At 63.0% G+C, this 12,713-nt stretch carries 13 protein-coding genes; all 13 read right to left on the bottom strand.

Going from position 1 to position 12,713, the window contains the following annotated elements; translation table 11 throughout:
• Window positions 1-111 precede the first annotated feature (111 nt).
• A complete protein-coding gene (locus tag FIV35_RS01695) occupies window positions 112-417 on the bottom strand; it encodes an urease subunit beta (RefSeq protein WP_034111559.1) in 306 nt (101 codons plus the stop codon).
• Entirely contained in the window at window positions 414-947 is a 534-nt protein-coding gene (locus FIV35_RS01700) for a GNAT family N-acetyltransferase (protein ID WP_034136686.1), read from the bottom strand. The genes FIV35_RS01695 and FIV35_RS01700 overlap by 4 nt, the downstream gene beginning before the upstream one ends.
• 5 nt (window positions 948-952) lie before the next feature.
• A complete protein-coding gene (locus tag FIV35_RS01705; protein ID WP_034136687.1) occupies window positions 953-1,465 on the bottom strand; it encodes a GNAT family N-acetyltransferase in 513 nt (170 codons plus the stop codon).
• A gap of 9 nt (window positions 1,466-1,474) precedes the next feature.
• Window positions 1,475-1,777, bottom strand: a complete 303-nt coding sequence (ureA, locus tag FIV35_RS01710) for an urease subunit gamma (RefSeq protein WP_003171437.1) — start codon at window positions 1,775-1,777, stop codon at window positions 1,475-1,477.
• A gap of 146 nt (window positions 1,778-1,923) precedes the next feature.
• On the bottom strand, window positions 1,924-2,763 hold the full coding sequence (locus FIV35_RS01715) for an urease accessory protein UreD (protein ID WP_034136688.1): 840 nt from the start codon (window positions 2,761-2,763) through the stop codon (window positions 1,924-1,926).
• Window positions 2,764-2,794: 31 nt separating this feature from the next.
• A complete protein-coding gene (urtE, locus tag FIV35_RS01720) occupies window positions 2,795-3,493 on the bottom strand; it encodes an urea ABC transporter ATP-binding subunit UrtE (RefSeq protein WP_034136689.1) in 699 nt (232 codons plus the stop codon).
• A 180-nt stretch (window positions 3,494-3,673) separates the two neighbouring features.
• On the bottom strand, window positions 3,674-4,507 hold the full coding sequence (gene urtD / locus FIV35_RS01725; RefSeq protein ID WP_034136690.1) for an urea ABC transporter ATP-binding protein UrtD: 834 nt from the start codon (window positions 4,505-4,507) through the stop codon (window positions 3,674-3,676).
• The gene (urtC, locus tag FIV35_RS01730) at window positions 4,504-5,571 is read right to left on the bottom strand and encodes an urea ABC transporter permease subunit UrtC (RefSeq protein ID WP_034095660.1); all 1,068 of its coding nucleotides are present in this window, start codon (window positions 5,569-5,571) and stop codon (window positions 4,504-4,506) included. Before urtC ends, urtD begins: the two co-directional genes overlap by 4 nt.
• A complete protein-coding gene (urtB, locus tag FIV35_RS01735; protein WP_034111567.1) occupies window positions 5,571-7,073 on the bottom strand; it encodes an urea ABC transporter permease subunit UrtB in 1,503 nt (500 codons plus the stop codon). Before urtB ends, urtC begins: the two co-directional genes overlap by 1 nt.
• Before the next feature lie 120 nt (window positions 7,074-7,193).
• Complete coding sequence (gene urtA / locus FIV35_RS01740; RefSeq protein ID WP_034136691.1) at window positions 7,194-8,459, bottom strand: urea ABC transporter substrate-binding protein; 1,266 nt, start codon at window positions 8,457-8,459, stop codon at window positions 7,194-7,196.
• Window positions 8,460-8,653: 194 nt separating this feature from the next.
• Window positions 8,654-10,030: a PepSY-associated TM helix domain-containing protein gene (locus FIV35_RS01745; protein ID WP_034136762.1), complete on the bottom strand. Its 1,377-nt coding sequence runs from the start codon at window positions 10,028-10,030 to the stop codon at window positions 8,654-8,656.
• A gap of 116 nt (window positions 10,031-10,146) precedes the next feature.
• Window positions 10,147-12,207 carry a TonB-dependent copper receptor gene (locus tag FIV35_RS01750; protein ID WP_034136692.1) on the bottom strand — a complete coding sequence of 687 codons (2,061 nt, stop codon included), beginning with the start codon at window positions 12,205-12,207 and terminating at the stop codon, window positions 10,147-10,149.
• Window positions 12,208-12,300: 93 nt separating this feature from the next.
• Window positions 12,301-12,702: a DUF2946 domain-containing protein gene (locus tag FIV35_RS01755; protein WP_034095664.1), complete on the bottom strand. Its 402-nt coding sequence runs from the start codon at window positions 12,700-12,702 to the stop codon at window positions 12,301-12,303.
• Window positions 12,703-12,713 lie beyond the last annotated feature (11 nt).

The raw sequence follows: 12,713 nt of genomic DNA on the forward strand, positions 1-12,713 counted from the left end.
GTGTGTGCCCTGAAATATTTGTGTTGAATGTGAAATCGCTATCGGGGGCAAGCCCCCTCCCACCTTTGGAATGCGTTCCCCTGTGGGAGGGGGCTTGCCCCCGATGAGGCCCTAAAGGTCGCCCATGATCCGCCCGGCAAACCCGAATACCCGCCGACCGCCGCTCAAATCCACCAGCTCGACCTCACGGCTCTGCCCCGGCTCGAACCGCACCGCCGTACCCGCCGGAATATTCAAACGCATGCCACGGCTGGCGGCGCGGTCAAAGGTCAGCGCGTCGTTGGTTTCGAAAAAGTGGTAATGCGAACCCACCTGGATCGGCCGGTCGCCGCTGTTGGCCACGCTCAGGGTGACGGTACGGCGGCCGACGTTGAGTTCGATCTCGCCGGGCTGGATCTGAAATTCACCAGGAATCATGCAGGTTGCCCCAGGGTCTTGTAGTAGATGGCGGTCGGGCTGTAGCGCCCGTCCGGGCTTTGGCAGTAGTCGGGCAGTTCACCGATCTTGGTGTAGCGCAGCGACTGGTAGAAGGCTTCGGCCGGCGAGCCGGCTTCGGTGTCCAGGTACAGCAGGCCGCGCCGGTGCTGGCGAGCGGCGAGTTCCAGGGCGTTCATCAATTGCTGGCCGAGGCCGTGGCGGCGGGCGCTGCTGTGCACCAGTAGCTTCTGGACTTCGGCGCGATTGCGGCCGTTGGCTTTCTGGCACAACGCCAACTGCACGCTGGCGATCACCTGCTCGTCGCGCACCACCACCCACAGCAACAGGCTGGCGTCTTGCAGGCTCGCCTGCACGCCGTTGAGGTAACTGCGCGCCTGGGCGTCATCGAAGTCGGCCATGAAACCCACCGACGCGCCGTGACTGACAGCGTCCAACAGCAGTTCACTCAAGCCCTGGCGGTAATGGGCGAAACTCTCCGCATTGACGCGACGGATTTGCGCAGCACTCATCGATCTCACTCCTTGGGCGGTTCGGCGCCGGGGTTCAGGGCCAGTTGCATAAAGGTCAGGTCCAGCCAGCGGCCGAACTTGATGCCCACTTGCGGCATTTGCCCGGTGGTGACGAAGCCCAGGCGTTCGTGCAGGCGGATCGAGGCCTGATTGCCACTTTCGATGGCGGCGACCATCACGTACTTGCCGGCGCTGCGCGCTCGTTGGATCAGCACTTCCATCAAGCGTGGGCCAAGGCCCTTGCCGCGTTGGTCGTTGCGCACGTACACCGAGTGCTCGACGCTGTAGCGAAAACCTTCGAATGGTCGCCAGTCGCCGAACGAGGAGTAGCCCGTCACCTCGTCGTTTTCCACCGCTACCAGGATCGGGTAACCCTGGGCCTGGCGCGCGTTGAACCACGCCAGGCGGTTAGCCAGGTCCACCGGTTGTTCGTTCCAGATCGCCGTAGTGTTGCGCACCGCGTCGTTGTAGATATCGCGAATGGCGGGAAGGTCCTTTTCAGTTGCATCACGAATCATGAGCGTGCCTCAGGCAATCGGTTGATGAACGGTGACCAGCTTGGTGCCGTCCGGAAAAGTGGCTTCCACCTGGATATCCGGGATCATCTCCGGGATGCCTTCCATCACTTGTTCACGGCTCAGCAGGGTGGTGCCGTAGTGCATCAGGTCGGCCACCGTGCGGCCATCACGGGCGCCTTCCATCAAGGCGGCGGAGATGTAGGCGATGGTTTCCGGGTAATTGAGCTTCACCCCACGCGCCAGGCGGCGCTCGGCAACTAAGCCGGCGGTGAAGATCAGCAGTTTGTCTTTTTCCCGTGGGGTCAGGTCCATGGTTCAGTCCGTCGTGAAATACATTCGTAAATACAGTGAAGATTAAGTGTGGGAGGGGGCTTGCCCCCGATAGCAGTGGGTCAGTGAAAAATGCTCTGCTTGACACGCCACTATCGGGAGCAAGCCCCCTCCCACATTTTTGATCTTCATGTGCTCCAGATTCTCGGTGATACCGCTTCTCGGCCCAATATGGCCGGGCGCAACAGCCGCCACACATCAATCAACCATCCCCGCGCCAGCAACGCCTCGCTGGCCAGGCAGCGGGCCACCAGCAAGCCGGGCAATTGGGTCAGGTCGCCGCGCACGGCGTGGGGCAGCGCGCGGCAACGTTCCAATAACTCAGGGTCGATATCGCCCGTCACCAGCAACGTGGCGAACACCGGTTGCCCGTCCAGGCCGATGGGCGAATCCAGCAGCCCGTCGCCGCCGACGATGCGTTGGCGTTCATGCCAGAGCGACTGCCCGTCGCGGCGGATATCCAAGTGCGATTGAAAGTGCCCAAGGTCGAAGCGTTCGTCACTGGCCGGGCGGCCCAGCGCAACCACGTCCCAATAGAACAGCCGGGCATCGCCGTGCAGGTCGATGCGCGTGGTGAGTTCGGCTTGGGCCGCACTGAACACGATGGTTTCCTGGGGCAGCCACTCCAGCGTGGCGCCGGCCTCCACCGTCAGCGCCAGTTGCTGAAACGCCGGGCCGCTGGCGCGGTACCACTTGGCCGCGCCGGGGCTGGTCAGTTGTGCCCAGGCGCCCTCGGCGACGTGGGCGCTGATGTCCAGGCGGTCGCCGCCGGCAATGCCGCCCGGTGGATGCACAATGATGTGCTGGCACACCTCGGGGCCTTCGGCATACAGATGCTTTTGCACGCGCAGCGGGCCGAGGTGGCGGCGCATCACCGGGCGCGTGGTGTCGCCGAAGCGCGCGTAGCCTAGCTCCAGCGCGGCGTGCCAGCTGGGGGTGAACAGGGCAGGGGAAACGGGCAGGTTCATAACGGCGTGCTTTTCGTGAGGTCGCAACAGATTAGATGGTTACCAGGCCGCGCACACCTTCGCTTTCCATATTTTCACCACGGCCTTGCTGGACGATTTCCCCACGTGACATCACCAGGTACTGGTCGGCCAGCTCGGCGGCAAAGTCGTAGAACTGCTCCACCAGCAGGATCGCCATATCGCCCCGGGCCGCGAGTTTTTTGATCACCGCGCCGATCTCCTTGATCACCGACGGCTGGATGCCCTCGGTGGGTTCATCGAGGATCAACAGGCGTGGGCGACTGGCCAGGGCGCGGCCGATTGCCAATTGCTGCTGCTGACCGCCGGACAAGTCACCGCCACGACGATGCTTCATTTGCAGCAACACCGGGAACAGTTCATAGATAAACGCGGGCACTTCCTTGGCCTCGGCGCCGGGGAATCGCGACAGGCCCATCAGCAGGTTTTCTTCCACCGTCAGCCGCCCGAAAATCTCCCGGCCCTGAGGCACATAGGCGATCCCGGCGTGTACGCGCTGATGGGGCTTGAACCCGGTGATCGGCTTGCCCTCCCAATTCACCGCGCCTTCTTTGGCCGGCAGCAACCCCATCAGGCACTTGAGCAGGGTGGTCTTGCCCACGCCGTTGCGCCCGAGCAGGCAGGTCACTTCGCCGATCTTCACGTCAAACGTAAGCCCGCGCAGGATGTGGCTACCGCCGTAGTACTGATGCAGCTTGTCGACTTGCAGCATGTTCAATTCTCCCCAATGATCGTTCCCATGCTCCGCGTGGGAATGATCAACGAACTCCGTTAGTTGGCGTTAAGCGGCAAGCTTCAAGCTTCAAGCTTCAAGCTGCAAGTAAGAGCGGGCGGATGCCTGCTTTGCTTTAACTTGCCGCTTGAAGCTTTAGGCTCGAAGCTGGCCGATGTATCACCGTCCCAAATACACCTCGATCACCCGTTCATTTTCCTGCACCTGCTCCAGCGATCCTTCGGCCAGCACGCTGCCCTGGTGCAACACCGTCACGTGGTCGGCAATCGCGCCGACAAAGCCCATGTCGTGTTCCACCACCATCAGCGAATGCTTGCCCGCCAGGCCCTTGAACAGTTCGGCGGTGAATTCGGTTTCGGCGTCGGTCATGCCGGCCACCGGTTCGTCCAGCAACAGCAACTGCGGGTCTTGCATCAACAGCATGCCGATTTCCAGGAATTGCTTTTGGCCGTGGGACAGCAGCCTGGCCGGGCGATGCACCGAAGCGCTGAGGCGGATGGTGTCGAGCACTTCATCGATACGATCCTTTTGTTCGCCGCTCAGGCGCGCACGCAGGCTGGCCCATACCGACTTGTCGGTCTTTTGCGCCAGCTCCAGGTTTTCGAACACGCTGAGAGCTTCGAACACCGTGGGTTTCTGGAACTTGCGACCGATGCCGGCCTGGGCGATCTGCACTTCGCTCAGGCTGGTCAGGTCCAGGGTTTCGCCGAACCAGGCATTGCCGTGGCTGGGGCGGGTCTTGCCGGTAATCACGTCCATCAGCGTGGTTTTGCCCGCGCCGTTGGGGCCGATGATGCAGCGCAGTTCGCCGACGCCGATGTACAGGTTCAAGTCGTTGAGCGCCTTGAAACCATCGAAGCTCACGCTGATATCTTCCAGGGTCAGGATGGTGCCATGGCGGGTGTTCAGGCCCTTGCCGGCCACCTGGCCCAAGCCGATGGCGTCGCGGCCGCTGCCCGCATCGAGAATAGGTTCAAGCATCACATTCCTCATTTCTTCAGCAGCCCGATCACGCCCTTGGGCAGGTACAGGGTGACGATGATGAACAGCGCCCCGAGGAAGAACAGCCAGTATTCCGGGAAGGCCACGGTGAACCAGCTCTTCATGCCGTTGACCACCCCGGCACCCAGCAGCGGACCGATCAGCGTGCCGCGCCCGCCCAGGGCCACCCACACGGCGGCCTCGATAGAGTTGGTCGGCGACATTTCGCTGGGGTTGATGATGCCCACCTGCGGCACATACAGCGCCCCGGCCAGGCCGCACAGCACCGCGCTCAACACCCACACGAACAGCTTGAACCCGCGTGGGTCGTAGCCGCAGAACATCAGGCGGTTCTCGGCGTCGCGCAGGGCGGTCAGCACCCGGCCGAACTTGCTGCGCGCCAGGCGCCAGCCGATGAACAGACTCGCCACCAGCAACAGCACCGTGGCCAGGAACAACACCGCCCGCGTGCCCGGCTCGGTGATGCCGAAGCCGAGGATGCTGCGAAAGTTGGTGAAGCCGTTGTTGCCGCCAAAGCCGGTCTCGTTGCGAAAGAACAGCAGCATGCCGGCAAAGGTCAGGGCCTGGGTCATGATCGAGAAATACACGCCCTTGATTCGCGAGCGAAAGGCGAAGAACCCGAACACCAGGGCCAGCAACCCCGGCGCCAGCACTACCAGGCACAAGGCCCAGAGAAAGTGATCGGTGCCGGCCCAATACCAGGGTAATTCGGTCCACGATAAAAAGGTCATAAACGCCGGCAGCTCACTGCCGGCAGCCTGGCGCATCAGGTACATGCCCATCGCGTAACCGCCCAGGGCAAAGAACAAACCGTGGCCGAGGGACAGCATCCCGGCGTAACCCCACACCAAGTCCAAGGCCAGGGCGACGATGGCATAGCACAGGATTTTGCCCACCAGGGTCAGGGTGTAGGCCGATACGTGCAAGGCGTTGTCCACCGGCAACAGCGACAGCAATGGCAACGCCAGCAGCAGCGCCAGGATCACCGCGCCCACGGCGATGGTCACCTTGGGGCCGGCCTTTTGCGTGGCCGTGAGCATCAATGGCTGGTTCATCAGTCGATCACCCGTCCTTTCAGTGCGAAGAGTCCTTGCGGGCGTTTCTGGATAAACAGAATGATCAGCGCGAGGATCAGGATCTTGCCCAGCACCGCGCCGATCTGCGGTTCCAGAATCTTGTTGGCGATGCCCAGGCCGAAGGCGGCCATGACGCTACCGGCCAGTTGGCCGACGCCGCCGAGTACAACCACCAGGAACGAGTCGATGATGTAGCTCTGGCCCAGGTCCGGGCCGACGTTGCCGATCTGGCTGAGTGCGACACCGCCCAAGCCGGCGATGCCGGAACCCAGGCCGAACGCGAGCATATCCACACGCCCGGTGGGTACGCCGCAGCAGGCGGCCATGTTGCGGTTCTGGGTCACGGCACGCACGTTGAGCCCCAGGCGCGTCTTGTTCAACAGCAGCCAGGTCAACACCACCACGCACAGCGCGAAGGCGATGATCACGATGCGGTTGTACGGCAACACCAGGTTGGGCAGTACTTGAATACCGCCGGACAGCCATGCCGGGTTGGACACTTCGACGTTCTGCGCACCGAACACCAGGCGCACCAGTTGGATCAGCATCAGGCTGATGCCCCAGGTGGCCAGCAGGGTTTCCAGCGGTCGACCGTACAGGTGACGAATCACCGTGCGTTCCAGGGCCATGCCGATGGCGGCGGTGACAAAGAAGGCCACCGGCAACGCGATCAAGGGGTAGAACTCGATGGCCGCGGGCACGTAGCGCTGCATCAGCAACTGCACCACATAGGTGGAATAGGCGCCGAGCATCAGCATCTCGCCGTGGGCCATATTGATCACGCCGAGCAGGCCGAAGGTGATCGCCAGGCCGAGGGCGGCCAGCAGCAGGATCGAGCCCAGGGACATACCGCTGAACGCCTGGCCGAGGATTTCACCCAGCATCAGTTTGCGTTTGACTTGGGCCAGGCTGGTTTCGGCGGCGGTATGCACGGCGGCGTCGGTTTCCACGCCCGGCGCCAGCAGCGCTTCCAGGCGCGTGCGCGCCAGCGGGTCGCCGGTGCTGCCTAGCAGGCGCACGGCGGCCAGGCGTATCGCCGGGTCGGCGTCGACCAGTTGCAGGTTGGCCAGGGCCAGGCTGAGGGCGGTGTGAACGTCCTCATTGGTTTCGGCGGCGACCTGCTGGTCGAGAAATTTCAATTGCGCCGGTTGGGCGCTTTTTTGCAGGGTTTGCGCAGCCGCCAGACGCACTTTGGGGTCGGCGGCCAGCAGTTGTTGGCTGGCCTGTACGTTATCGATCAAGCCGCGCAGACGATTGTTCAAACGCACGGTCTTGGTTTCGCCATTGACGGTGAGTTGGCCCTGTTGCAGGGCGTCCACCAGCTCGATGCGCGCAGGGTCGGGGTTGGCGGCCCAGTCCTGCAACAGCTTGGCCTGTTGCGTCGGGTTGGCGGCCAGGAAGTCTTCGGCATCGCCGGCGTGTACCACCAAAGGCAGCAACAGCAAGGCTGTGACGATGAAACGGTGCAGGGCAGTGGGCATACAAAATGTCCTGATCGTGTGGGAGGGGGCTTGCCCCGATGGCGGCGTATCAGTCAGCACATGCAGTGCCTGACACTCAGCTATCGGGGCCCCCCTCCCACAGTTGGCCTGTGGCGGGGCTTAGTTGCTCTTCACCGCATAGTCCGGCTTTTTGTCATTGCCTGGGATGTATGGGCTCCACGGCTGTGCTCGAATCGGCTCCTGGGTCTGCCACACCACCGAGAACTGCCCGTCGGCCTGGATCTCGCCGATCATCACCGGCTTGTGCAGGTGGTGGTTGGTCTTGTCCATGGTCAGGGTAAAGCCCGACGGCGCGGCGAAGGTCTGGCCGCCCAGCGCTTCACGCACTTTGTCGACGTCGGTGGACTTGGCTTTCTCCGCCGCCTGCGCCCACATATGGATACCCACGTAGGTGGCTTCCATCGGGTCGTTGGTCACGGCTTTGTCGGCGCCCGGCAGGTTGTGTTTCTTCGCATAGGCTTTCCAGTCGGCGACGAATTTCTGGTTCACCGGGTTCTCCACCGACTGGAAGTAGTTCCAGGCGGCGAGGTTGCCCACCAGCGGCTTGGTGTCGATGCCGCGCAGTTCCTCTTCGCCCACAGAGAACGCTACTACCGGCACTTCGGTCGCTTTGAGGCCCTGGTTGGCCAGCTCTTTGTAGAACGGCACGTTGGAGTCGCCGTTGACGGTGGAGATCACGGCAGTCTTGCCGCCGGCCGAGAACTTCTTGATGTTGGCGACAATGGTCTGGTAATCGGCATGGCCGAACGGGGTGTAGACCTCTTCGATGTCTTTATCCGCTACGCCTTTGGAATGCAGGAACGAGCGCAGGATTTTGTTGGTGGTGCGCGGGTACACGTAGTCGGTGCCGAGCAGGAAGAAACGCTTGGCGCCGCCGCCTTCTTCGCTCATCAGGTATTCAACGGCCGGGATCGCCTGCTGGTTCGGCGCGGCACCGGTGTAGAACACGTTCGGTGACATCTCTTCGCCTTCGTACTGCACCGGGTAGAACAGCAGACCGTTGAGTTCCTCGAACACCGGCAATACGGATTTGCGCGACACCGAAGTCCAGCAGCCGAACACCACGGCGACTTTGTCCTGGGTCAGCAACTGCCGACCTTTTTCAGCGAACAGCGGCCAGTTCGACGCCGGGTCAACCACCACAGGCTCCAACATTTTTCCGTTCACACCACCCTTGGCGTTGATCTCGTCGATGGTCATCAACGCCATGTCCTTAAGCGACGTTTCGGAGATAGCCATGGTCCCGGACAGCGAGTGCAGGATGCCGACCTTGATGGTCTCGGCGGCCTGGACGGTCCAAGTCATGCCCATGGCGGCAATGGATGCCGAAAGAGTGAAAGCCTTGATCAAGCTGCGACGCTTCATGGTGCGATCTCCGAGTACCCAAGTGTTGTTGTTGGACAGATACTCCGGTGATTGCAAGGGCTGTGCCTGCTTGCCCTAACGAGTGAATACGGCGCTCACACCGCGCTGGCGGCCAGGCTCTGCACCGAATCGGCGCCTGAACCTGGCCGTGGTGCGGGGCCGGCACTGCACTGGTGCGTTGGCCCCGGCTTGTGTCATGGGCGCGCCGATTGGCCTTGCCCGAACCACCGCGACAGCACCAGGCGATCCAACACCCACACCGCAATCAACGAGGCGCCCACCAAGGGGAAGATGATCGCCAGCGCCAGCATGATGGCCATCGCGGTTTTCCACTTCGGCAGGTCATGGCGCAATGGCGGCACCCCGACCCCGCCCTGGGGCCGGCGCTTCCACCAGATCACCACGCCGCTGACCGCGCTGAGCAGGATCATCAGGCAGATCAGCAACACGAGCAGTTGGTTGACCCAGCCGAACATCTTGCCTTCGTGCAGCATCACGCCGGTCTCGGTGGCCCGCGCGACCAGGTTGTAGTGCGCCCAGCGCACGTCGGCCAGGACCTTGCCGGTGTATTGATCCACATGCAGGGTCGCGTCGTTGCGCGGGTCGTCGGCGAACACGGCGATGGTGAAAACGCCGTCGGCGGTGGTGGGGAAGGTGATGCTGTAGCCGGGCTCGACCTGGCGCGCGGTGGCCAGGTCGACCACCTGTTGCAGGCGCACGGTCGGCGCGGCCGGGCCCGAATGCATGGCGCCGTGATTCATGTGTTCAGCATGGTCGCCGGACATCGGCATCGGCGTGTTTTCCATGGCCCAGGGCACGGTCTGTTGCGTCGCGGTGTTGAGTGCCCGCGCTTGCTGATCGGACTGCGGCACGTCGTTCCACATCGCTGCGGGGAAGCGGTTCCAGAGCTCGGCGTATTGCTTGCCCCAGAAGCCGGTCCACGTCATGCCGCTGAGCAGCATCACCAGCAGAAACGCCGCACCCCAGAAGCCCACCACCGCGTGCAGATCGCGCCAGAACAGCCGCCCGCGACTGCCGAGACGTGGCCACAGCACGCCGGCTGAAGACTTGCCGCGCGGCCACCACAGGTACAGGCCGGACACCACCAGCATCACGCCCCAACCGGCGGCGAGTTCTACCAAGCGATCGCCGGTGGTGCCGATCATCAATTCACCGTGCAATGCACGGGCGATGGCTTGCAGATTGTATTGGGCGTCCTGCTCGCCGAGCACGGTGCCGCGATAGGGGTCGACAAACACCGTCACTTCGCGGCCATCGTTGCGCATCACAAACTGTGCGCTGCTGGTGGCGGTGGCCGGCGGTAGGTATTTGCTGATCTTGCCCTGGGGAAAGGCCGCCTGGGCCCGTTGCAGTTGCTCGTCGGCACTCAGCGCGTGTTCGGCGCTTTGCACCGTGAGCAGGTCGCCGTACATCAGCGGATCGAGCTGGGGTTTGAACAGGTAGATGATGCCGGTCAGGGCCAGCAGCACCATAAAGGGAGCGACAAACAGGCCGGCGTAGAAATGCCAGCGCCAGGCCAGGTTGTAGAAGGAAACTTTTTGAGTGCTCATCAGGGGCTCCGCAAGGCTTTGTTTTTTTTGTTTCAGATGTACCGCCATCGGGGGCAAGCCCCCTCCCACATTGGGTGCGCATCTCAAAATGTGGGAGGGGGCTTGCCCTGATGCTTTTAGAAGCTCATGTCCACCTTGGTCCAGAGCGTGCGCCCCGGCTCCTTGAGGGCTTGCGGATCGCTCGCCGGGTAGCCGAACCCGGCGTTGCCGGCCAGGTTCAGGTGCTCGGCGTAGGCCTTGCCGAACAGGTTGTCGACGCCGGTGCTGACTTTGAAGTTTTTATTGATGCGATAAGCCCCGTTCAGCGAGAACACGCCAAACCCGCCGCTCTTGTCATAGTCCTTGCCGACCACATTGCCTTTGTTCTGGTCGATGCGGTTTTGCGCCGCGACTACCCGCCACAGGGCTCCGGCGCTCCAGTTATCCTCGCTGTACGTCAGGCCCAGGCGGGTATCCAGCGGCGGCATTTGCGGCAGGGCCTGGCCGTCGCTGCTGTTCTTGCCCCAGGCGTAGGCCAGGGTCGCATCGGCTTTCCAGTGCTGGGTCAATTTGTAAGCCGCGCCCAGTTCGCCGCCCATGATGCGTGCGTCCACATTGCGTGCCTGGGAGGTGGTGCCCATCATGCCGGGCTTGTAATCGAACAGGATAAAGTCGCGCACCTGGCCGACGTAGCCCGATGCCCAGGCTTCGAGCGTGTCGGTTTTGTACTGCGCGCCGACGTCGAGCTGGGTGGTTTTCTCCGGCTTCACACCCTCGAATGCATTCACCGAACCGACCGCGCCGGTGTTGGGCGAAAACAGCTCCCAGTAGTCCGGGAAACGCTGCGAATGGCCGAGCCCGGCGTAGACAGTCGTGGGGCTGTCCGCCAGGTCGTGCTCATAGCGCATAAAGCCCGACGGCAAAGTGTCGGCGCGGGTCTCGTCGGCGGTGGGGTTGGCGCGTTTGCTCATGCCCGAGCCGGTGGTCTGGCGAAAGTCCTTGGCCGAGGCGCGGTCCAGGCGCGCGCCGCTGACCAGGCGATCACGGTCGGCGGCATACCAGGTGAGTTCGCCAAACACGCCGTAGTTGTGGAAGTCGGCGTCCTTGTCGCGCGGCAGGTTTTTGTAGGTGTCGATGCCCATACTGCTGCGTTGGCGGTGTTCGTTGGTCTGGGCGTCCAGGCCGCCGATCAACTGCACGTCGGCCCAGCGCCAAGTGGCCTTGATGCGGGCACCGAGGGTGCGTCGGTCGACGTTGGAGGCCATGGGGCCGGCCATCATCCCGGTGCCCGACGGCGTGCGCAGGCTGTAGTTGTCCATCACATGGTCGGCGTAGTTGTAGTAAACCTGGGCTTCGACCTTATCCAGCACCTCGCCGATATTCGACTTTTCGAAGCGCAGCCCCAGGCTCTCGCGCAGGAACTGCGAACCGTCCATGCCGCGCCCGGCGTAGCGCGCTTCGCCGTCGCCACGGCCAGCGGTAAGTTCCAGCAAGGTGTCGGCGTCGGGGGTGAAACCCACCGCAACGTCACCGTTCCACTTGTCATAGCGCGAGGCGACTGTGTCGTTATGGCCGTCCTTGTAGTCATCGGCGTGGGCCTGGTTGCCGATCACTCGCACGTAGCCCAACGGCCCGCCGGCGGCGGCATCGATGACCTTGTCGAAGCGTCCGTTGGAGCCGGCCAGCACACTGGCGTTGAGACGCGTGCCGAGTTCGCCGAAATGCTCAGGCTCACGGTCGAACAGGATCGTGCCGGCCGAGGCGCCCGGGCCCCAGAGTACGGTTTGCGGGCCTTTGATCACGGTGAGAGTGTCGTAGGTTTCCGGCGAGATGTAGGAGGTGGGCGCATCCATACGACCGGGACAGGCACCGAGCATCATGCTGCCGTTGGTGAGGATATTCAGGCGCGAACCGAACATGCCGCGCAGCACCGGGTCGCCATTGGTGCCGCCGTTGCGTACCAGGGCGAAGCCGGGGATGGTCTTGAGGTAGTCGCCGCCATCGCTGGCGGGCACCGGTTGACGGGGATCCTTGGGGTTGGTGACCACGGTCAGCGGCGAGCTGGGGGCGATTGCGGTGATCACCGTGGGGCTCAATTCATGTTCGTCGGCGTGGGCCATCGGAACCAACAGTGCGCCGCACAGAACGGCGAACACGGGGGTGCTTCCCAAACGGGAGTCAGCAGAAAACCTGGACATGACAAATTCCATCAATCAATCGTAAACAACACGGCCAGCAGCCTGCGGCTGTCTATCTAAAGTCGGCCGGGGTGAAGTAACGGGGTTGAGTGCTTACGTTGCGATGGGCGGCGCACGGCTGCGGGCGCCGGGGAAGATGCTCTGCCGGGCATGGCCCAGGCGCGTGGCGGGGGTGAGGGCGTTGGCCGGCGGTGGGGCGCCGACGGCCACGAAGGACGCGTTGCCGGGCAGGGCCGGGCAACTGAACAGCAGCTCGCAGTAGCCGCATTTGGCCCACAGCGCGTGGTGCTCGCTAGGGGCCTTGGGATGATGGGAGTCGCCGTGGTCAGCGGGCATCTCCATGGGCATTGCCATGGACATACCGGCGTGATGATCCATCGGCATCGCTTGGGAAATCAGCGGGCCGATAAAGATCATCAGCATGGCGAACAGGCTGATCCAACTGCCGCGTGTTACACGGCGGCGGGGAGACAACCTGGCGCGAGGGGCGCCCATCGAGCTTCAGC

The organism is Pseudomonas rhodesiae (genome assembly GCF_007858255.1).
GTDB lineage: Bacteria > Pseudomonadota > Gammaproteobacteria > Pseudomonadales > Pseudomonadaceae > Aquipseudomonas > Aquipseudomonas rhodesiae.

What these genes read in the sequence shown, in the direction of transcription:
- FIV35_RS01695 (WP_034111559.1), bottom strand. Translation starts at nt 417, where the DNA reads ATGATTCCTGGTGAATTTCAGATCCAGCCCGGCGAGATCGAACTCAAC.
- urtA (WP_034136691.1), bottom strand. Translation starts at nt 8,459, where the DNA reads ATGAAGCGTCGCAGCTTGATCAAGGCTTTCACTCTTTCGGCATCCATT.
- urtC (WP_034095660.1), bottom strand. Translation starts at nt 5,571, where the DNA reads ATGAACCAGCCATTGATGCTCACGGCCACGCAAAAGGCCGGCCCCAAG.
- FIV35_RS01750 (WP_034136692.1), bottom strand. Translation starts at nt 12,207, where the DNA reads ATGTCCAGGTTTTCTGCTGACTCCCGTTTGGGAAGCACCCCCGTGTTC.
- urtD (WP_034136690.1), bottom strand. Translation starts at nt 4,507, where the DNA reads ATGAGGAATGTGATGCTTGAACCTATTCTCGATGCGGGCAGCGGCCGC.
- urtB (WP_034111567.1), bottom strand. Translation starts at nt 7,073, where the DNA reads ATGCCCACTGCCCTGCACCGTTTCATCGTCACAGCCTTGCTGTTGCTG.
- FIV35_RS01745 (WP_034136762.1), bottom strand. Translation starts at nt 10,030, where the DNA reads ATGAGCACTCAAAAAGTTTCCTTCTACAACCTGGCCTGGCGCTGGCAT.
- FIV35_RS01700 (WP_034136686.1), bottom strand. Translation starts at nt 947, where the DNA reads ATGAGTGCTGCGCAAATCCGTCGCGTCAATGCGGAGAGTTTCGCCCAT.
- FIV35_RS01705 (WP_034136687.1), bottom strand. Translation starts at nt 1,465, where the DNA reads ATGATTCGTGATGCAACTGAAAAGGACCTTCCCGCCATTCGCGATATC.
- urtE (WP_034136689.1), bottom strand. Translation starts at nt 3,493, where the DNA reads ATGCTGCAAGTCGACAAGCTGCATCAGTACTACGGCGGTAGCCACATC.
- FIV35_RS01715 (WP_034136688.1), bottom strand. Translation starts at nt 2,763, where the DNA reads ATGAACCTGCCCGTTTCCCCTGCCCTGTTCACCCCCAGCTGGCACGCC.
- FIV35_RS01755 (WP_034095664.1), bottom strand. Translation starts at nt 12,702, where the DNA reads ATGGGCGCCCCTCGCGCCAGGTTGTCTCCCCGCCGCCGTGTAACACGC.
- ureA (WP_003171437.1), bottom strand. Translation starts at nt 1,777, where the DNA reads ATGGACCTGACCCCACGGGAAAAAGACAAACTGCTGATCTTCACCGCC.